This window comes from Methylobacillus sp. DLP286 (genome assembly GCF_056636515.1).
In genome coordinates, this window is record NZ_CM153145.1 from 1,787,886 (window position 1) to 1,804,863 (window position 16,978).

22 protein-coding genes and 1 tRNA gene are annotated in these 16,978 nt (G+C 56.3%); 6 read left to right on the top strand and 17 right to left on the bottom strand.

Features of this window, described 5'->3' with window-relative positions; translation table 11 throughout:
• The first annotated feature begins 176 nt into the window (after nt 1-176).
• The 3 genes from ACWXTG_RS08640 to ACWXTG_RS08650 all read left to right on the top strand — a co-directional run bounded on the left by ACWXTG_RS08640 (nt 177) and on the right by ACWXTG_RS08650 (nt 1,214).
• Entirely contained in the window at nt 177-350 is a 174-nt protein-coding gene (locus ACWXTG_RS08640; RefSeq protein ID WP_480219610.1) for a helix-turn-helix domain-containing protein, read from the top strand.
• 176 nt (nt 351-526) lie between these two features.
• Nucleotides 527-913, top strand: coding sequence for a type II toxin-antitoxin system RelE/ParE family toxin (locus ACWXTG_RS08645; RefSeq protein ID WP_480219611.1), 387 nt, complete (start codon nt 527-529; stop codon nt 911-913).
• Complete coding sequence (locus ACWXTG_RS08650; RefSeq protein WP_480219612.1) at nt 894-1,214, top strand: helix-turn-helix domain-containing protein; 321 nt, start codon at nt 894-896, stop codon at nt 1,212-1,214. The genes ACWXTG_RS08645 and ACWXTG_RS08650 overlap by 20 nt, the downstream gene beginning before the upstream one ends.
• Before the next feature lie 93 nt (nt 1,215-1,307).
• Here ACWXTG_RS08650 and ACWXTG_RS08655 read toward each other — a convergent pair whose 3' ends face one another.
• The 10 genes from ACWXTG_RS08655 to rpsU all read right to left on the bottom strand — a co-directional run bounded on the left by ACWXTG_RS08655 (nt 1,308) and on the right by rpsU (nt 9,679).
• Nucleotides 1,308-1,919 (bottom strand): DUF3387 domain-containing protein, encoded by a 612-nt coding sequence (locus tag ACWXTG_RS08655; RefSeq protein WP_480219613.1) that lies wholly within the window; start codon nt 1,917-1,919, stop codon nt 1,308-1,310.
• Nucleotides 1,867-2,871: a type I restriction enzyme endonuclease domain-containing protein gene (locus ACWXTG_RS08660; protein ID WP_480219614.1), complete on the bottom strand. Its 1,005-nt coding sequence runs from the start codon at nt 2,869-2,871 to the stop codon at nt 1,867-1,869. The genes ACWXTG_RS08655 and ACWXTG_RS08660 overlap by 53 nt, the downstream gene beginning before the upstream one ends.
• A gap of 107 nt (nt 2,872-2,978) precedes the next feature.
• Complete coding sequence (locus ACWXTG_RS08665) at nt 2,979-3,317, bottom strand: hypothetical protein (protein WP_480219615.1); 339 nt, start codon at nt 3,315-3,317, stop codon at nt 2,979-2,981.
• Nucleotides 3,314-3,499: a hypothetical protein gene (locus tag ACWXTG_RS08670; RefSeq protein WP_480219616.1), complete on the bottom strand. Its 186-nt coding sequence runs from the start codon at nt 3,497-3,499 to the stop codon at nt 3,314-3,316. Before ACWXTG_RS08670 ends, ACWXTG_RS08665 begins: the two co-directional genes overlap by 4 nt.
• A 285-nt stretch (nt 3,500-3,784) precedes the next feature.
• Nucleotides 3,785-4,873, bottom strand: a complete 1,089-nt coding sequence (locus tag ACWXTG_RS08675) for a tyrosine-type recombinase/integrase (protein ID WP_480219617.1) — start codon at nt 4,871-4,873, stop codon at nt 3,785-3,787.
• Nucleotides 4,874-4,947: 74 nt separating this feature from the next.
• A tRNA-Ile gene (locus tag ACWXTG_RS08680) sits at nt 4,948-5,024 on the bottom strand.
• Nucleotides 5,025-5,157: 133 nt separating this feature from the next.
• On the bottom strand, nt 5,158-7,080 hold the full coding sequence (rpoD, locus tag ACWXTG_RS08685) for an RNA polymerase sigma factor RpoD (RefSeq protein ID WP_480219618.1): 1,923 nt from the start codon (nt 7,078-7,080) through the stop codon (nt 5,158-5,160).
• A 101-nt stretch (nt 7,081-7,181) separates the two neighbouring features.
• Nucleotides 7,182-8,912 (bottom strand): DNA primase, encoded by a 1,731-nt coding sequence (dnaG, locus tag ACWXTG_RS08690; protein WP_407993151.1) that lies wholly within the window; start codon nt 8,910-8,912, stop codon nt 7,182-7,184.
• Between the two features lie 89 nt (nt 8,913-9,001).
• On the bottom strand, nt 9,002-9,448 hold the full coding sequence (locus tag ACWXTG_RS08695; RefSeq protein ID WP_480219619.1) for a GatB/YqeY domain-containing protein: 447 nt from the start codon (nt 9,446-9,448) through the stop codon (nt 9,002-9,004).
• Between the two features lie 18 nt (nt 9,449-9,466).
• Nucleotides 9,467-9,679 carry a 30S ribosomal protein S21 gene (gene rpsU, locus ACWXTG_RS08700; RefSeq protein ID WP_011480545.1) on the bottom strand — a complete coding sequence of 71 codons (213 nt, stop codon included), beginning with the start codon at nt 9,677-9,679 and terminating at the stop codon, nt 9,467-9,469.
• A gap of 86 nt (nt 9,680-9,765) precedes the next feature.
• On the opposite strand from rpsU, the gene tsaD reads away from it, so the two are divergent.
• Entirely contained in the window at nt 9,766-10,785 is a 1,020-nt protein-coding gene (gene tsaD / locus ACWXTG_RS08705) for a tRNA (adenosine(37)-N6)-threonylcarbamoyltransferase complex transferase subunit TsaD (RefSeq protein ID WP_480219620.1), read from the top strand.
• 18 nt (nt 10,786-10,803) lie between these two features.
• On the opposite strand, the gene plsY is transcribed toward tsaD, so the two are convergent.
• Nucleotides 10,804-11,394: a glycerol-3-phosphate 1-O-acyltransferase PlsY gene (gene plsY / locus ACWXTG_RS08710; protein WP_407993154.1), complete on the bottom strand. Its 591-nt coding sequence runs from the start codon at nt 11,392-11,394 to the stop codon at nt 10,804-10,806.
• Between the two features lie 70 nt (nt 11,395-11,464).
• Between plsY and folB the strand changes: the two genes are divergently transcribed.
• Nucleotides 11,465-11,821 (top strand): dihydroneopterin aldolase, encoded by a 357-nt coding sequence (gene folB / locus ACWXTG_RS08715; RefSeq protein WP_480219621.1) that lies wholly within the window; start codon nt 11,465-11,467, stop codon nt 11,819-11,821.
• Nucleotides 11,822-11,823: 2 nt separating this feature from the next.
• On the opposite strand, the gene ACWXTG_RS08720 is transcribed toward folB, so the two are convergent.
• The gene (locus ACWXTG_RS08720) at nt 11,824-12,903 is read right to left on the bottom strand and encodes a DUF3047 domain-containing protein (RefSeq protein WP_480219622.1); all 1,080 of its coding nucleotides are present in this window, start codon (nt 12,901-12,903) and stop codon (nt 11,824-11,826) included.
• A gap of 148 nt (nt 12,904-13,051) precedes the next feature.
• On the opposite strand from ACWXTG_RS08720, the gene ACWXTG_RS08725 reads away from it, so the two are divergent.
• Nucleotides 13,052-13,768 (top strand): helix-turn-helix domain-containing protein, encoded by a 717-nt coding sequence (locus ACWXTG_RS08725; RefSeq protein ID WP_480219623.1) that lies wholly within the window; start codon nt 13,052-13,054, stop codon nt 13,766-13,768.
• A 10-nt stretch (nt 13,769-13,778) separates the two neighbouring features.
• On the opposite strand, the gene xerD is transcribed toward ACWXTG_RS08725, so the two are convergent.
• The 5 genes from xerD to rimM all read right to left on the bottom strand — a co-directional run bounded on the left by xerD (nt 13,779) and on the right by rimM (nt 16,962).
• Nucleotides 13,779-14,672: a site-specific tyrosine recombinase XerD gene (gene xerD / locus ACWXTG_RS08730; RefSeq protein ID WP_480219624.1), complete on the bottom strand. Its 894-nt coding sequence runs from the start codon at nt 14,670-14,672 to the stop codon at nt 13,779-13,781.
• On the bottom strand, nt 14,659-15,147 hold the full coding sequence (locus ACWXTG_RS08735) for a methylated-DNA--[protein]-cysteine S-methyltransferase (RefSeq protein WP_480219625.1): 489 nt from the start codon (nt 15,145-15,147) through the stop codon (nt 14,659-14,661). The genes xerD and ACWXTG_RS08735 overlap by 14 nt, the downstream gene beginning before the upstream one ends.
• A gap of 126 nt (nt 15,148-15,273) precedes the next feature.
• Nucleotides 15,274-15,663: a 50S ribosomal protein L19 gene (gene rplS, locus ACWXTG_RS08740; protein WP_309566138.1), complete on the bottom strand. Its 390-nt coding sequence runs from the start codon at nt 15,661-15,663 to the stop codon at nt 15,274-15,276.
• A gap of 13 nt (nt 15,664-15,676) precedes the next feature.
• Complete coding sequence (gene trmD, locus ACWXTG_RS08745) at nt 15,677-16,471, bottom strand: tRNA (guanosine(37)-N1)-methyltransferase TrmD (protein WP_480219626.1); 795 nt, start codon at nt 16,469-16,471, stop codon at nt 15,677-15,679.
• Nucleotides 16,468-16,962: a ribosome maturation factor RimM gene (rimM, locus tag ACWXTG_RS08750; protein ID WP_480221222.1), complete on the bottom strand. Its 495-nt coding sequence runs from the start codon at nt 16,960-16,962 to the stop codon at nt 16,468-16,470. Before rimM ends, trmD begins: the two co-directional genes overlap by 4 nt.
• Nucleotides 16,963-16,978: the final 16 nt, after the last annotated feature.

Below are 16,978 nucleotides of genomic sequence, written 5' to 3' on the forward strand. Positions count from 1 at the left end.
AAGCGGAAAATACGTACACGGCGAAAACCAACAAAAAGGGCCGCTAGCTGAGGCGGCCCTAATTCACTGATATTTGTGCATCCCGAGACATCGTTAACACTTTATACCGGACACATCCTTTACAGTTTTGGCATAGAAAGGAGGACCTTGCTATGCCATGGAAGGAGAGTCGCAAAATGGACGAGAAGTTGCGTTTTGTCTCGCGCTATCTGGACGGTGAGTCGATCGCGTCGCTGTGTCGTGAGCTCGGCATTTCACGGGTGACGGGTCACACCATCATCAATCGCTACAAGGAAATGGCCAAAACTGATGTGTGTACCGCTGGGCATGGCAAATTCCGGTACAGTTAGGCGCGCTTCGCTGGTGGCTGGTTGAGTCGCCCAAGATTCCTTGACGACTGGCTTGGGAGGCGGGGTACGTGGATGTCAGCAGCAGTTCACTTTTGAGCGAGTTTGTCTGGGCTCTCAGTGTCGGCAGGAATCTGAATCTACTAGAAAAATATTGCACTTAGTGGTATAGTTCAGCGATGAGACGAGTCTTTAAAACACGCACCTTCACCCGCTCGATGAAGAAAGCGGGACTAACCGACGTAGCCCTATGTGCCGCAGTCGAAGAGATGAGTCAAGGGCTTATTGATGCTGACTTGGGTGGCGATGTCGTGAAGAAGCGAGTCGCATTGCCTGGCCAGGGCAAGCGTGGCGGAGCGAGAACCATCGTCGCTACGAAAATGGCGGGGCGCTGGTTCTTCCTCTATGGCTTCAGCAAGAGCGAGCGATCCAACATCGACAAGGACGAGCTGAGGGTACTCCAGGAGGTGGCAGAGGAACTGCTTGGTTTTGATGATCGGCAACTGGCGATTGCGCTGGCTGCCGGTGAAATTGTGGAGATATGTGATGGCGACGACAAAACGTAACAGCCGAATTCTGGACGAGATGCACGAGACGGCGCGTGGACTTCATAGCGCCGGTCTGATCAGCAAGCATCGCATGGGCGAGTTCGAGGCGCTGTGCAATCTCGATGTGCACGAAATACAACCGCAGCAAATCAAGGCGCTGCGTGAACGGTCGAACGTCAGTCAGGCGGTTTTTGCCGCCGTGCTGAATACCAGTGTGTCAACGGTTCAAAAGTGGGAAGTCGGTGACAAGAAGCCGAGCGGGCCGTCACTCAAACTGTTGAACCTGATAGAGCGCAAAGGTCTTGAGGCCGTGATTTAACGGCTGAGCTTGACTGCTAGTTCTCTACACCGGCAAGCCCAACTGACAAGGAATTCTTGTCAGTTGACGGCCAGCTCGGCCCTGTGCGAAACATCAAGCTAACTGCCACAGCTCAGTCAAAGCCTCGGCCTGCTGGAGCACCGTCTGCACTGCTGCATCCTGCAAGTCCGGCGGATAGCCATACTTGCGCAGAATGCGCTTCACCAGAACCCGTAATCGGGCACGAGCTGACTGACGATGCGCCCAGTCCACGGTGACATTATCCCGCAGGCTCATGAGTAGTTCATGGGCTATCACACGCAACTGCTCATCACCCATAACTTCCATGGCGGACTCGTTTTCGGAAAGCGCATCGTAGAAAGCGATTTCCTCAAGGGTCATTCCGTTGGCTTCACCGCGTTCTCGGGCTGCTCGCAGATCCTTGGCCAGTTGTATTAGCTCTTGCAGTACCTCGGCTGTGGTGATGGCGTTGGCGTGATACCGTGCAACCGCATCCTCTAGTCTTTCAGTAAAGGCACGACTTTCCACGACGTTAGTACGGGTGCGTGAGCGGATGTCATCGTTCAGCAGCTTGCGTAATGCTTCCAGGCCGAGGTTCTTCTTCTCCATCTGCTGTACTTCGAGCAGGAACTCGTCAGAGAGAATGGAGATGTCAGGGGTTTGGATGCCAGCCGCAGCCAGGATGTCGACAATTTCCGTCGACACTACAGCTCGACTTAACTATTTGCTGAATAGCCAACTCGCGGTCCTGACGCGTTCCACTGCTACCGCTTGCGGTCTTCGACAAAGCGGCCCGGATGGCCTGAAAGAATCCCACCTCTTCGCGGATCGTGCGTGCTTCATCAGAACTCGAAGCCAGGGCAAAGGCTTTGGACAAAGCCAATACTCCGTCGGCAAAGCGGCGCTGGGCCTGCTTCTTGGACTCTGGCGTTTGCTCGGCAGCCGCCCATTGTTGCTGCTTGTCGAGTATCCATTCGATGGCCCCGGCCATCATCGTCAGTCGCTCGCCGGGTGTGCCATCCAGAGCACTGCGGTAGTCGAAGCCGTGGAACATATCGCGCACGATTTCGTACTTCTCCAGCATCACCGCCACGGCTTCGGCTTCGTCGATGCCGGTCTTGTCTTGGTCTGGCTTGGAGTACTGCGCCAGTGCTGCTTTCAGGTTTTGGGCAATGCCAATGTAATCCACTATCAAGCCCGCCGGCTTGTCACGGAATACGCGGTTAACGCGAGCAATAGCCTGCATCAGGCCGTGGCCGCGCATCGGCTTGTCTATGTACATGGTATGCATGCTGGGCGCATCAAAGCCAGTCAGCCACATATCGCGCACGATAACCAGCTTGAGCGGGTCTTTAGGGTCGCGAGCTCGCTTGGCCAATAAGTCACGTCGCGCCTTGTTGCCAATGTGCTGCTGCCACTCAACAGGGTCGCTGGCAGCGCCAGTCATTACTATCTTGACGCTGCCGGCGGTGTCATCGCTGCTGTGCCAGTCCGGTCGTAGCTTGATGATCTCGTCGTAAAGCGCCACGCAAATGCGCCGGCTCATGCATACCACCATCGCTTTACCATCCAGCGCCGCTACCCTGTCCTCAAAATGGTGCACTAGATCGCTCGCGATCAATGCCAAGCGCTTATCGCTGCCTACCAGAGCCTCCACCGTGCTCCATTTCTGTTTGGTGCGTTCGGCGCTGGTATTACTCCTACTGGTCTTACTCTTACTGGTATATGCACCCGTTTGCCATGCAGTGGCGTAACCATTGATGGTTAAACCATTGTATGGTTTTCGGGTGTATGGTCGCCGGGCGATGGTGGCTCAGGAGTATCGGTAACGAAATGTGCCCATGCGATTTTTCCTGCTTCTGTGTGGGTGCGTTCCTGATGGAAATAACCGGCTGCCTTCATCTCCTTCCGTGCTGAGTTCCACTGTTGATTGCTCAAGCTAAAGAGCTTGCGGATGTACCAAATCCGAATCTCAAAATCAGGACTTCTGCCGAGCATCCAGGACAGGACAACTCGCGTTCGCCAGCCTAACCGTTCATCCAGCAGGATATCGTCGTACACCATTGAGTAGGCACGGCGTTTAATCTTGATGGTCTGGCTCATGCGATAGCTCCGCCATCCAACGCCAAAGCCTCTTTGACCTGGAGGGTGCGGAAGTAAACGCGGCGGCCTATCCGCAGCATGGTTGGTTTTAATCTGCGCGAAATATCGGTGTCGGAGTACAGCGCGACGCGAACCCCCTCCGGTGAGCGGTCCAGCAGGCAGGCCACGTCGGTTAGGCTCATCAGAGGGCCATATTGCTGGAGTAAGTATTTTTCCGTAGTCATTGATACGTCCGCCTTGTTTTAAGTAAGTGAACGTATTTTTGAACGGAAGAGGGCGGGGGTCAAATTTAAGTCTTTGATTTAAAATACCAAAATATACTCTTCGCACATACCAAGAACTATGCTCGGCGAGTACCAATATATAGCGCCTTGGTTTCCATCAAATATTTCTGCAGAAAATAAGCTTTAATAACAATAGGTTGTGTCGGCTATCGTTCTTTGATTATTGATAGAAATAAATCATCATTACGGACGTGATTTTTCCAGCTTATCCAGCTTTTCCACCAAGTCTTCCGCTCGAAGATGGGTGTAACGCTTGAGCATTTGCATGGATTTATGGCCGCTTATGGATGACACCTCCTGATCGGACAGCCCGGCTTCCACCAAGCGGCTGACGGCTTCATGGCGAAGATCATGAAAGCGGAAGTCGTGAATCCCCACTTCCTTTTTGATTCGATTCCACATGGGGTTGAACTGGTATGGACGGCGTTTGCCATCTTTTCCGGGCTCGCCAAAGAAAACGAGATCGGTGTCGATTGGGCGAATCGGATTAGCCAGAGCTTGGCGGAATAGTCGCGTTGCTTCGTTCGTCAGTGGGACTGTGCGCGAAGTGGTGTTCTTGGTCTCTCGCAGTCTCACCACGCGTCGATCAAGGTCTATCTGGCTTCTGCGTAGGGTTGTGATCTCTGAAGAGCGCATACCGGTTTCCAGGGCGATACGTACTATCCAGCCCAGCATGGGGTTGGAGTGAGCATCAACGGCTGCCAGAAGACGTTTCTGCTCTTCCGGGGTAAGTCGCCGGTCACGACCTGGGCCGGGGGCAGGTCGCCGAATGCTTTGGACAGGATTGTGGGTCAGTCCTATGCCCCATTCCTTGATGGCGATGTTGAACATGTGGCCCAGCAGGGCAAGGTCGAGCCGAACGGTGTTTGGGGATCTTGGTCTGGGGTCTGGTTGGCCTCTGGCGTCTTTGCGATCCAGCCCCGCGAGGCGGTCATCACGGTACTGGGCGATGATCTCCGAGCTGAGCGCGGCGAGAGAGTATTTTCCCAGGTGCTGGATCAGTGGTTTGGCGTGGCGGGCCTCACTTGCGGCAGAGGTAGGACGCTTGGTTGGTGAGATTTCCGCAAGGTAGCGCTTCAGCGCTGCTTCAACGGTCAGGCGTTCGGAGCTTGCCCGTTGGATATAAACGCCGCGCACCATTTCGTCTTCTGTGCGGCGTGCCCAGTCTTCGGCGTCGCGTTTGGTGCGAAAGGTTTTTATGGTGGTCGGCCATCCAGACTTGCGGATAACGGCCTTCCAGGTGCCTGAGGGTGTTTTAACTATTGTAGCCATCGGTTGATCCTGAACAGTGCTTCACATATTGCCACTGTACCGAAACTGTACCGAAACGCTAACAAAGGGGAAAATGGTGGGCCCAGCTGGACTTGAACCAGCGACCATCCGATTATGAGTCGGGTGCTCTAACCAACTGAGCTATAGGCCCTTTTTCTAAAATCTTGCATTTCTGCAAGGTGTTTCTGTTGCTTCCCGTGGGCGTCTCATTCCAGCTTGAGCAGTGGATTATGAGTCCGCTGCTCTAACCATGCATGAGCTAGAGGCCCTGAAACTGTAGCCGCTTAGTCGTTGCCAGTTTCGAGGAAACTGCGCAGACGTTCGGAGCGGGTTGGGTGGCGCAGTTTGCGTAGCGCCTTGGCCTCGATTTGACGGATACGCTCACGCGTGACATCGAATTGCTTACCGACTTCTTCCAGCGTGTGGTCGGTATTCATTTCGATACCAAAGCGCATGCGCAGCACCTTGGCTTCCCTTGCAGTCAGCGATTCTAGCACTTCCTTGGTAGCATCGCGCAAGCTTGCGTATACAGCAGCGTCCACGGGAGCAAGCGTCGCTACATCCTCGATGAAGTCACCCAAATGGGAATCGTCGTCGTCGCCGATCGGGGTTTCCATGGAGATAGGCTCCTTGGAAATCTTGAGGATTTTACGGATTTTGTCTTCCGGCATCTCCATCTTTTCCGCAAGTGTCGCTGGATCTGGCTCCAATCCGGTTTCTTGCAGGATTTGGCGGCTGATACGGTTCATCTTGTTGATGGTTTCGATCATGTGCACAGGGATACGGATGGTGCGCGCCTGGTCCGCGATCGAACGTGTGATCGCCTGGCGGATCCACCATGTGGCGTAAGTCGAGAACTTATAGCCGCGACGGTATTCGAATTTGTCCACCGCCTTCATCAGGCCGATGTTGCCTTCCTGGATAAGGTCGAGGAATTGCAGGCCGCGATTGGTGTATTTCTTGGCGATGGAGATCACGAGACGCAGGTTAGCCTCGATCATTTCACGCTTGGCGCGGCGCGCACGAGCCTCGCCCGTGGACATCTGCTTGTTGATTTCCTTGAGTTCCTTGATCGGGATGCCGACGCGGTCCTGGATATCCAGCAATTGCTGCTGCTGGTCATCGATCGAGTGCCTGAAGCGTTCTAAACGTTCTACATAAGGCTTGTTGACTGCAAGCTCTGCGCTCAACCATTCGAGGTTACCCTCATTGCCGGGAAAGCTCTTGATGAAATGCGGCCTTGGCATACCGGCCTTTTCAACACAGAAGTCCATGATTTTGCGTTCGTGCCCGCGAATTTCATCCACTATGCCGCGTACACGGTCACAGAGCGCTTCCACTTGCTTGGCGGAGAAACGGAACGCCATCAGCTCTTCAATGATGGTGCCCTGCAGTTTGAGGTATTCCTTGTCCTGGGAGCCTTTACCCGCCAGGATGACGGTCATTTTCTCGTGGGCGCCACGGATAACGGCAAAACGCGCCAGCACTTCCTCGCGCAATTTGGCAAGGGCTTCGGCCGAAATGGCAGCAGCCTTGGCACCGTCATCATCTTCTTCATCCTCGTCACTATCCTCTTCAGCCACTTCCTCAGTGTCAGCAGCTTCCTCCGCCGCGATCTCCGCACCAAGGCCATCGTCGGCGTCGATCAAGCCGTCAACGAGATCGTCGACCCCGAGTTCGCCCTTCTCGACCTGGTCCACCATGGCCAATAGTTCGGTAATGGTGCTGGGACAGGCGGCAATAGCCTGCACCATGTGCTTGAGGCCGTCTTCAATGCGCTTGGCAATCTCGATTTCGCCTTCACGTGTCAACAGGTCGACCGTGCCCATTTCGCGCATGTACATACGCACCGGGTCGGTGGTGCGGCCGAACTCGGAATCCACGGTGGAAAGAGCTTGCTCCGCCTCCTCAACCGCGTCTTCGTCAGCAACCGGGGCAGGGGCATCAGACATCAGCAGCGCTTCGGCATCGGGCGCCTCTTCGTACACCTGGATGCCCATGTCGTTGATCATGCCGATGATGCCGTCGATCTGCTCGGAATCCTGGACGTCGTCAGGCAGGTGGTCGTTAATTTCAGCGTAAGTCAGGTACCCACGCTCCTTACCCAAGACGATAAGAGACTTCAACCGCGTGCGACGTATATCCGCGTCATTCAGCGTGATATCAGCCTTGTCGTTTAGATTGTCGTTCTGTTGCTCTTTAGCCATGCTTGACCCCATCGAACTGCGGTTGAGTACGAAAAACCCTAGATTATACCTTAAAAGCACCTACAATTTTTAGCAGTTTTATACAGCCTGCCGCTGCCAATTCAGCGAGTGCCGATGGATTTCAACAGCTCGCGTTCCTCTTCTGTAAGCTGGCTCAGGCTTTTTTCCTTGAGCCTATCCACTGCAGAGCTTGTCTGGCGCTGCAGGCATATTTCCTTCAATTGCCTGCGCACGCCGTCAAATTCCAACGCCAGGTCCACGCTCTCGTCGAGCAAATGCAGCTCGCGCTGCAAATCAGGCAGCAAGCGTGCGTCAATCAACGGCTCAAGCCCATGCAGCATCGCCGCCGGTTTAGCAGCGGGATTTGCCAGTGCCAGCTTGATGACCTGGCGCACCATGTCGTCTTCACCGGCAGTACCTATCAGCCAGGCCAAATCCTGTTCCTGCACCAAATGCGGCTGCATGATGGCCATCAATGCGAACCTGCGCTGCAAAGACATCGTCACCCGGGCCTGTTTGGGAGCAGACCGTGCCTGCGGGCGATTAGTTTCCGGCAGCTTGATCATGCGGCGCATTTCATCGCCGGAAATATCCGCCAACTCCGCTATGCGTTTGCGCAACAGCAATGCCAGCCTCGGCGCCTGGATCTGCTTCAGGATAGGCTCCGCCTCGTTGAGGAACTGCACTTTATCCTCCTGCGACTGCAAGCGGTTATTTGCGCTCAGCTCCTGAACCAGGTACTGCGACAACGGCAAGGCCTGCGTCATCAGCGCCTCAAACGCCTCTTTGCCAAATTCCCGCACATAGCTATCCGGGTCATGCTCGGCAGGCAAGAATAGAAAACTGAGCCGCAATCCGTCCTTGAGCGCGGGCAATGCATTCATTGCCGCACGCCAGGCCGCGCTCCGGCCCGCGTTATCCCCATCAAAGCAAAACACGATGTCATCCGTCTGGCGCATGAGCTTGATGATATGCGTAGGCGTCGTGGCCGTACCCAGCGCAGCCACTGCGTAATCAATGCCATATTGCGCCAGCGCCACAACATCCATGTAGCCTTCCACCACCAATGCCCTGCCCGCTTCACGGATAGCCCTGCGTGCAAGGAAAAGGCCATAAAGCTCCTGACCTTTTTGAAATAAGGGCGTTTCCGGCGAATTCAAGTATTTTGCCCCGGCATCCGCACTTTCCAGCACCCGGCCGCCAAAACCGATGACCTGGCCTTTCTGGTCATGGATCGGGAACATGATGCGGTCGCGGAACCGATCATAGCGGCGGCCCTGCTCGTTTTCAATCACCAGCCCGGCAGTTTGCAGCACCTCATGCCGGTAGTCCGCAAACACGGCCTCCAGATTCTGCCACCCGGCTGGCGCATAACCGATCTGGAAGCGGGCGGCCACCTGCCCGCTCAAGCCGCGCCCCTTGAGATACTCGATGGCGCGCGGCGACTTCTTCAGCTCCGCCTTGTAGTAATCCGCTGCTTGCTGCATCACCTCCTGCAAGCCCGGGATCACCTTCGCCCTCACCGCATCCTCAGGCCGCGACTCCTGCGGCACGATCATGCCGACCGATTTGGCCAGCTCGTGCACCGCCTCGACAAAGCTGATCCCTTGGTACTCCATGACAAAGCCGATGGCGGAGCCATGCGCGCCACAACCAAAACAGTGATAGAACTGTTTGGTCGGGCTGACGGTAAAAGACGGGGATTTTTCGTTATGGAATGGGCAACAGGCGGAGTAATTGGCCCCGGCCTTCTTCAAGGGAACGCTACGGTCGATCACATCGACAATGTCGACGCGATTGAGCAAGTCTTGAATGAAGGAATCAGGAATCATGAGTGAAAATAATAGCCGAACCCCACACTGAAACCAAAAACAAAAAAGGAGCCCGAAGCTCCTTTTCCAACATTACCGAGCAGTCAGGTTCATGCAGCAAGCTTGGACTTAATCAATCCTGAAATCTTGCCCATGTCGGCACGACCGACCACCTTGGGCTTGATGGCAGCCATCACCTTGCTCATATCCTTGATACTGGCCGCGCCGGTTTCCGCAATCACGCTGTCGAGGATGGCATTCACTTCATCTTCGGACAATGCGGCAGGCAGATAGGTTTTCAGCACAGTCACTTCAAACTTTTCCACGTCCGCCAGGTCATGCCGGTTGGCGGCTTCGTACTGGGTGATCGAATCGCGGCGCTGCTTGAGCATCTTCTCGATCGCCTCGATCACCTGGCTGTCGTCCAGCTCGATGCGCTCATCCACCTCGCGCTGCTTGATCGCCGCCTGCAAAAGGCGAATAGCCCCGAGACGTGCGCTATCCTTTGCACGCATCGCGGCTTTCATATCTTCGGCGAGTTGCACCTTGATTGTCACAGCAATACTACCCTGAGCTTAGTACAGCTTGGTAGGCAGGGTCTGGCTGCGGATACGGCGGTAGTGACGCTTCACGGCAGCGGCAGCCTTACGCTTGCGCTCCCATGTTGGCTTTTCGTAGTACTCGCGAGCGCGCAAGTCGGTCAGAAGGCCAGTCTTTTCAATCATGCGCTTGAAACGGCGCAGAGCCACGTCAAACGGCTCGTTCTCTTTTACACGTACGCTAGACATTTAAATCACTTTACCTTTGAGAAAGGGTGAAAAAGTTTGCTATTCTAGCGCCTCATTATTGTTTTATCAACATTATCCGCAAACTTATGTTAATTCTCGGCATTGAATCTTCCTGCGATGAAACCGGCCTGGCCCTGTACGACACGGAACAAGGCCTGCTCGCCCATGCATTGCATTCCCAGATCGACATGCATGCCGCATACGGCGGCGTGGTGCCGGAATTAGCCTCTCGCGACCATATCCGCCGGACATTGCCCTTGACCCAGCATGTATTGGAGCAAGCAGGAAAATCACTGGACGACCTGGACGGCATCGCCTACACCCAGGGCCCAGGCCTCTCGGGCGCACTGCTGGTCGGCACCAGCATTGCCGAATCCCTCGCGTTCAGCCTCGACCTTCCGACCATCGGCGTCCACCATCTCGAAGGCCATTTGCTCGCCCCCTTGCTCGAGCCCGACCCACCGGCATTCCCGTTCGTCGCCTTGCTGGTATCGGGCGGGCATACCCAGCTCATGCGCGTTTCCGCGATCGGCGACTATGAGCTGCTGGGCGACACCTTGGACGATGCCGCAGGAGAAGCGTTCGACAAAACCGCCAAGCTGCTCGGCCTCAGCTACCCCGGCGGCCCCGCGGTTTCAAGGCTGGCAAGCCAGGGACAGCCCGGCGCCTGCCAATTGCCGCGCCCGATGCTGAACAGCGGAGACCTCAATTTCAGCTTCAGCGGCCTCAAGACCGCCGTACTCACGCTGGTCAACCAATACGGCGACGCATTGGACGAGACAGCTCGCGCCAATATTGCCCACGAGTTTCAGGAAGCCGTCACGGAAGTACTCACCAAGAAATGTATGGCAGCCTTGCGCAAAACCGGGTTGAATCAATTGATCGTCTCGGGCGGGGTTGGCGCGAATGCTCGGCTGCGCGAACGCCTCAATATGACAGCGAAACGCAGGCAACATCAAGTACATTATCCGAGGCTGGAGTTCTGCACCGACAATGGCGCCATGATCGCATTTGCCGGCGCCATGCGCATGCGGCACGCCAAGCAAGGCAACCACAGCTTCACCGTGAGGCCGCGCTGGGACCTGGCGGAACTGACCAGGCCGTAGAAAACGCTCAAAGCGCGGTCAGGGCTTCTTGCCGAACCCGGCTTCGCTGCCGTCCAGCAATTTGCGGATATTGCTGCGGTGGCGCCAGATCAGCAATAACGACAGCACAAACACGACAATGATGTAGCCGACATGAGGCAGCAGCAGCCAGGCGAAACCAGGCGCCAAGGCTGCGGCAGTCAATGCGGCCAATGATGAAAAACGCGTCAGCGCGAACACCGCGATCCAGCTCAGCAAAGCCAGCCCTGCCAACAGCGGGGAGAATGCCAGCAGCACCCCCAATGCGGTCGCCACGCCCTTGCCGCCCTTGAAACGGTAGAACACCGGGTACAAGTGGCCCAGGAATACCGCCACCGCAATCCAGCACACCACTTCCACCGGCAGCGCATAATATTGCGCCAGCCAAACCGGCAGCCAGCCCTTGGCCGCATCTCCCAGCAATGTCAGTAATGCAGCCAGCTTCTTGCCGCTGCGCAACACGTTGGTCGCGCCGGGATTGCCGGAACCGACGGTACGCGGATCAGGCAGACCGAAGGCCTTGCTGACCAGTATGCCAAAAGAAATTGAACCGAGAAGATAGGCGGCGATGACGAAAACTGCGTTATTCATGAGGTTTGGATTAAAATTGAATTGCCGTATTCTATCAGCCCTCAAGCCCTAACGCAGGACCCCCGCCCATATGGACATTATTTTTCTCAGCGAAGTCAAGGTGCAAACCCATCTCGGCGTGCCCGACTGGGAGCGCCTCACGGCGCAAACCATCATCCTCGACATTGAAATCGCCATGCCCCACAGCAGCTCCTGCCAGACCGACGACATCGGAGACACCATCGATTACGGCGTGGTCGTCTCGCGCATCCGCGAAACGCTGGCAGAACGCTCGTTCAAGCTGGTCGAGGCCCTGGCTGAACATATCTGCCAGCTCATCATGCAGGAATTCGGCGCACCCTGGGTCAAGCTACGCGTCGCCAAACCGGGCATTTTGCCGGGACTGAAGGCGTTGGGAGTAGTGATAGAGCGGGGCCGTGCCCAATAACATTACTTGACCGGAACAACGCTGCCTTCGGCCCGCAGTTTAATATCCCTGTATTCGCACTTCCCCTCCCGGTGCTGGAATAAGCTCAAGGCAATCAGCCATACGCGCACAATCCGCCCCGGCATTGCGCCGCCTATGTACCTGGCATAATCCTCGTACAGGTTGCGCTGTTCATTCAGCCACTTGCCCAGGTCCTGCTCTCCCGAGCGGACCACGACATGGGTCTCGCGCGCCGTCCAGCTTGGTATTGGGCAGCGATAGCCAGTACCGACCGGCAGGCCGGCGCTCCAGTAGTAAGTGATGTCCTGCCCGTTATCAAACTCGACAGCGATGCTCATGTAATCGTGTGTAGGCAATGTATCTTCGGCGACGCTGGACGGCAAAAGGTCAACTTTCCAGGACCATTTCAACTCAGCATCGGGCACTAGCGGCACATCCACATCCTGTTGCAGCAGGCCGACGTCATTATGCGTATTGCAGCACATCGTTTCGCCATGCTCATGTGCATGCTTGCGGTATATCTCCGCCGGCCCGATGAACCAGAGGTATTGCCATCCTTCAGGGACGCCCACCCCATTGGCCAATCTATCTGCTTCCTGCTGCAACAATCCATTGACGTCCCCAAGTCGCAGCAGACGTTCCAAGCCTTGCAGGGGTTCCGTTTGCCAGCGCAGCAGCAACAGGCTGAAGCCTCCCTCCACCATGCCATAGGCATCCTTCGGCGTGGCCAGCTTGCCATTTGCATCCGCCCATTCGCCGGGGAAATAGCTGGCAAGATAGAGCCGGCCTGCATGCATAGCCTGCCAGGAATGCGTGTCGCGCGTACCGCGAAAGACTTTGCCATCCTCACCTATCCGGAACCATAGTTGGTAATGCGGGCCGATCCAGATCGGGGTTCCGCTCAGCGTTGTCCTGCCAATGGCAAAACTACTGAAACGCTCGCCTGGCTGCACGTCGATTCCGCTGTCGACCCAAGGCACATCCCGGGACGACAAATCAAGAAAATGGAAATCCTGCACCACACCTGCTGGAGATTGTTGCAAAATCGACTCGAAACCGCGTTTAAATTCTTCTGAATTCATTGCCCCACCTCGTCCTGGTATTAACGATCATTGAACTATTGCTTATGAACTTGATATTCTAGGGATTCCAACCTATCGGTTCTTGTAAAAATCAGCTATATTGACTGCCTACCCGACCCACCTGAGAATATTTCTCTGGCCAGGAAAAGTGCTGTATTTCGGCCCGTCCCCTCCGCTCGGCCAGCACCTGTATGGCGCTGCCGCGATCCATGTCGGCATCTACAAGCCCTTCCAGATCAGGATCAATCGCGAAGACCCCTTAGCATGCAGTTGTGCCATCATTCCTCCCGGCGTCAACCATGAGATTGATTTCGGCAACGGCATACACGGCAAAATGTTCGTGGAGATGGACAGCCCGGAATTTCAGTTGCTGCGGCAACGCTTTCCCTATCGCACGCATTCCGCCACCACTTTCCACGACGCAGGGCTGGTCGATTGCTTCCGCAGCATCTACGAGGACGATCCAACCAAGGGCGAAGTGGACGCCCGGCTGAACCGCTTATTAGGTGAAGCATCCAGCAGACACGCGATCGACCCGCGCATACAGGCCGCGATCGAGATCATGCGCAATGAGCCCGACCGGAATTTTCCCAATGAATACCTTGCCGCCGCGGTCGATCTCTCTCCGTCCAGGTTCCTGCATTTATTCAGGGCGGAAACCGGCAATCCTTACAGGCGCTTCAGGCGCTGGAAAAGGTTGCTGACAGCGGCCGGGCAGTTTTACCACGCGGACAATATGACCCATGTGGCGCTCAATAACGGGTTCACCGACTCGGCGCATTTCAGCAACTGTTTCCATCAAAGCTTCGGCGTGCAGCCTAGCTTTGTGTTCCGCGCAATCGAGCGCTTCGAGATGATCACCTGACCAACAAGTATCATCCGCGCGGGTGATGCGCCTGGTGCAATTGCTTCAAGCGCTCTCGCGCGACGTGGGTATAGATCTGCGTGGTGGAGATGTCGGCGTGCCCCAGCAGCATCTGCACCACGCGCAGGTCAGCACCGTGGTTGAGGAGATGGGTGGCGAAGGCATGGCGCAGTACGTGCGGCGACAGAGCAACCTGGATGCCAGCGATTGAGGCGTAACGCTTGATGATGTACCAGAAGGCCTGGCGCGTCATGCCTTCACCACGCTGGGTTACGAACAGGTGGTCGCTCAGGCGTTGCTGCAGGATGGACGGACGGCCTTCCTGCAGGTAACGCGCCAGCCATTCCACAGATTGTTCGCCCAGCGGCACCAGCCGCGTCTTGCTGCCCTTGCCGGTGATGCGCACCACGCCATCCGTCAGGCTCAGATCGGTGACGTGCATGCCGACGAGCTCGGAAACCCGCAGCCCTGTTGCGTAGAGCGTTTCCAGCATGGCTCGGTCGCGCAACCCGAGGTTGGTATTGTGGTCAGGCGCATCGATCAACCGCTCCACGTCGTCTTCGCTCAAGCTCTTGGGCAAGGAGCGCGGCAGTTTCGGCGACTCGATGTGGATGCTGGGATCAACATCGATATGGGACTCGCGCAAGGCAAAGCGGTAGAAGCGGCGCAGGCTGGCAACCAGGCGGCTGATGCTGCGCGGCTTGCTTTGCGGAAAGCGGAACGCGATGAATCCCTGGATATCCTCGGGGCCGGCTTCCAGCATGGTCCTGTGCCGGGCCTGTTGCAGCCAGGCGGCAAATGCGGCCAGGTCCTGGCGGTAGCTGGACAAGGTGTTCTTTGCCAGGCCGTCTTCCAGCCACAAATGGTCGATAAAGTTGTCTAGCAGCGCGTCAACGGTATCCATCGGCCCGCTCGTGCTGCAACAGCCAGCGCTTGATTTCCAGCCCCTTGGCATCGCCCTGCATGAACCCGCCTAGGCCACCCTTGGCGACGATGCGGTGGCAGGGGATCACCAAGGTCAGGTGATTGGCGCCGCAGACATTGGCAACTGCCCGCGAACCGGACCTCACCCGCTCCGCCAGCTCGCCATACGTCCATACCTCGCCAAGCGGGATCGCGGACATGGCCTGCCATACCCGCTTCTGGAACAAGGTGCCCTGGAGCACATAAGGGAAATCGAGCGGCGCGGCAGCATCTTGCAGGTATTGCCCGACTTGCCGCGCGACATGCTGGACAAAAGGATTGGCGCTGCAAAACGTCGGCAACTGCTCGGAGAGCAGGCGCATGCCCGTCACGTAGTCGTTCGAGACATTGATCCCTATCGCGCCGAAAGGCGCAGTGACGACGGCATCGAAGGAAGGCGTTTGTTTCGGTCCCATATGGCGATGATAGAGGAAAATAGCGCGATAAAAAACGCGATGCAGCAAGATCAGCAAAAACAGGATCAGTAGAAATGAAAAAGCCCCGGAGGCCGGGGCTTTGTTGCACTGCCAACAAGCAAACGCTTATTCTGCGCTGGTTGTTTCCTTGGGAGCGCGCAATTGCAGCTTTTCCTTGATACGTGCGGACTTGCCGGAGCGCTCGCGCAAGTAGTACAGCTTGCTGCGGCGTACGTCGCCACGGCGCTTGACTTCGATGCTGGCGATCAGCGGGGAGTAGGTTTGGAAAGTACGTTCCACGCCTTCGCCGGAGGAGATCTTGCGCACGATGAAGGAAGAATTCAGGCCGCGGTTGCGGATTGCGATCACGACGCCTTCGTATGCCTGTACACGCTTACGTGTACCTTCAACCACGTTAACACCAACGACAACGGTGTCGCCTGGCGCGAAAGAGGGAATGGTCTTGCCAAGGCGGGCAATTTCTTCCTGTTCCAGTTGCTTGATGATATCAGCCATTTCTTGCTTCCTTTTAGTTATGGGAATCTTGTTCCTGCTCTATTTCAATGAGCAGCCGAGATTCCTCTTTCGTCAACGGCCTTGCGGCCAATAAATCCGGACGTCTTGCCCGGGTTCGCGCCAGCGATTGCTTCAACCGCCAGCGCTTGATCTTGGCATGGTTGCCGGACAACAGCACTTCCGGCACCTTCTGCCCCGCATACTCCTCTGGACGGGTGTAATGCGGACAATCCAGCAAACCATCGGCAAAGGAATCTTCCTCTGCCGAACCGGCGTCGCCCAGGCTACCGGGCAACTGCCTGATGATCGCGTCCAATATCGCCATGGCGGGAATTTCACCGCCAGACAACACATAGTCGCCGATCGAATATTCTTCATCCACCAGCGTGGACAGCAAACGCTCATCCACACCTTCATAGCGGCTCGCCAGCAATATCAAGCCCGGCGCATCCTTCAACTGCATCACGTGCTCATGCTTGAGCGGTACGCCCTGCGGCGAGAGGTGAATCACTTTGGGATTCTCCACACCGCGCGACTGCTGGCGGATTTTCGCCGCCGCAATCGCCTTCTCCAACGGCTCGGCCAGCATCACCATGCCTGGACCGCCGCCGTATGGCCTATCGTCTATGGTGCGGTAATTGTCCGTTGTGAAATCCCTAGGGTTCCACAATGCCAGTTCATAAATACCGCGTTCCTGGGCCCGGGAGCTGATGCCGAACCTAGTCAAGGCATCGAACATTTCCGGAAACAGGGTGACCACGTCAAACTGCGTGGCGCGCCTTTCCTGCGTATGGCCGACCTCGCTCAAAATTCCGCATCCCAATCCACCAAGATAGTCTTGGCGTCGATATCCACTTCAAGCACGACCTGGCCGATAAAGGGCAACAAACGCTCACGGTCGCCTTTCACCACCAGCACATCGTTGGCTCCCGTGGCAAATACATCCGCCACCTGGCCGAAGTCTATGCCTTGCTGGTTGCGTACTTGCAGGCCGATCAGGTCGGACCAGTAATACTCGTCCTCTTCGGGCTCAGGCAATTCGTCCCGTCGCACCGCGACATGCATGCCCTTGCAGGCGAACGCCTGGTCGCGGTCGTCTACGCCTTCCAGCTTGACCAGCAGCAGGTCGTTATGCACTTTTGCCTTTTCGACCTCATGCGGCCGCCACTGCTCGGGGTGCTTCGGATCGCCGCGCCCCAGCATCCAGCGGTCATAATCAAACAGGCTGTCGATGTACTCGGTATCCGGCTGGACTTTCACCCAACCATAAACGCCATAAGGGGCGACGATGCGCCCCATAATGACTAATTCACTC

What these genes read in the sequence shown, in the direction of transcription:
- dnaG (WP_407993151.1), bottom strand. Translation starts at nt 8,912, where the DNA reads ATGATTCCTGATTCCTTCATTCAAGACTTGCTCAATCGCGTCGACATT.
- rplS (WP_309566138.1), bottom strand. Translation starts at nt 15,663, where the DNA reads ATGGCTGATATCATCAAGCAACTGGAACAGGAAGAAATTGCCCGCCTT.
- ACWXTG_RS08665 (WP_480219615.1), bottom strand. Translation starts at nt 3,317, where the DNA reads ATGAGCCAGACCATCAAGATTAAACGCCGTGCCTACTCAATGGTGTAC.
- ACWXTG_RS08720 (WP_480219622.1), bottom strand. Translation starts at nt 12,903, where the DNA reads ATGAATTCAGAAGAATTTAAACGCGGTTTCGAGTCGATTTTGCAACAA.
- rpsU (WP_011480545.1), bottom strand. Translation starts at nt 9,679, where the DNA reads ATGTCTAGCGTACGTGTAAAAGAGAACGAGCCGTTTGACGTGGCTCTG.
- ACWXTG_RS08650 (WP_480219612.1), top strand. Translation starts at nt 894, where the DNA reads ATGGCGACGACAAAACGTAACAGCCGAATTCTGGACGAGATGCACGAG.
- ACWXTG_RS08675 (WP_480219617.1), bottom strand. Translation starts at nt 4,873, where the DNA reads ATGGCTACAATAGTTAAAACACCCTCAGGCACCTGGAAGGCCGTTATC.
- rpoD (WP_480219618.1), bottom strand. Translation starts at nt 7,080, where the DNA reads ATGGCTAAAGAGCAACAGAACGACAATCTAAACGACAAGGCTGATATC.
- ACWXTG_RS08735 (WP_480219625.1), bottom strand. Translation starts at nt 15,147, where the DNA reads ATGGGACCGAAACAAACGCCTTCCTTCGATGCCGTCGTCACTGCGCCT.
- ACWXTG_RS08670 (WP_480219616.1), bottom strand. Translation starts at nt 3,499, where the DNA reads ATGAGCCTAACCGACGTGGCCTGCCTGCTGGACCGCTCACCGGAGGGG.
- plsY (WP_407993154.1), bottom strand. Translation starts at nt 11,394, where the DNA reads ATGAATAACGCAGTTTTCGTCATCGCCGCCTATCTTCTCGGTTCAATT.
- ACWXTG_RS08640 (WP_480219610.1), top strand. Translation starts at nt 177, where the DNA reads ATGGACGAGAAGTTGCGTTTTGTCTCGCGCTATCTGGACGGTGAGTCG.
- folB (WP_480219621.1), top strand. Translation starts at nt 11,465, where the DNA reads ATGGACATTATTTTTCTCAGCGAAGTCAAGGTGCAAACCCATCTCGGC.
- rimM (WP_480221222.1), bottom strand. Translation starts at nt 16,962, where the DNA reads ATGGGGCGCATCGTCGCCCCTTATGGCGTTTATGGTTGGGTGAAAGTC.
- ACWXTG_RS08645 (WP_480219611.1), top strand. Translation starts at nt 527, where the DNA reads ATGAGACGAGTCTTTAAAACACGCACCTTCACCCGCTCGATGAAGAAA.
- tsaD (WP_480219620.1), top strand. Translation starts at nt 9,766, where the DNA reads ATGTTAATTCTCGGCATTGAATCTTCCTGCGATGAAACCGGCCTGGCC.
- xerD (WP_480219624.1), bottom strand. Translation starts at nt 14,672, where the DNA reads ATGGATACCGTTGACGCGCTGCTAGACAACTTTATCGACCATTTGTGG.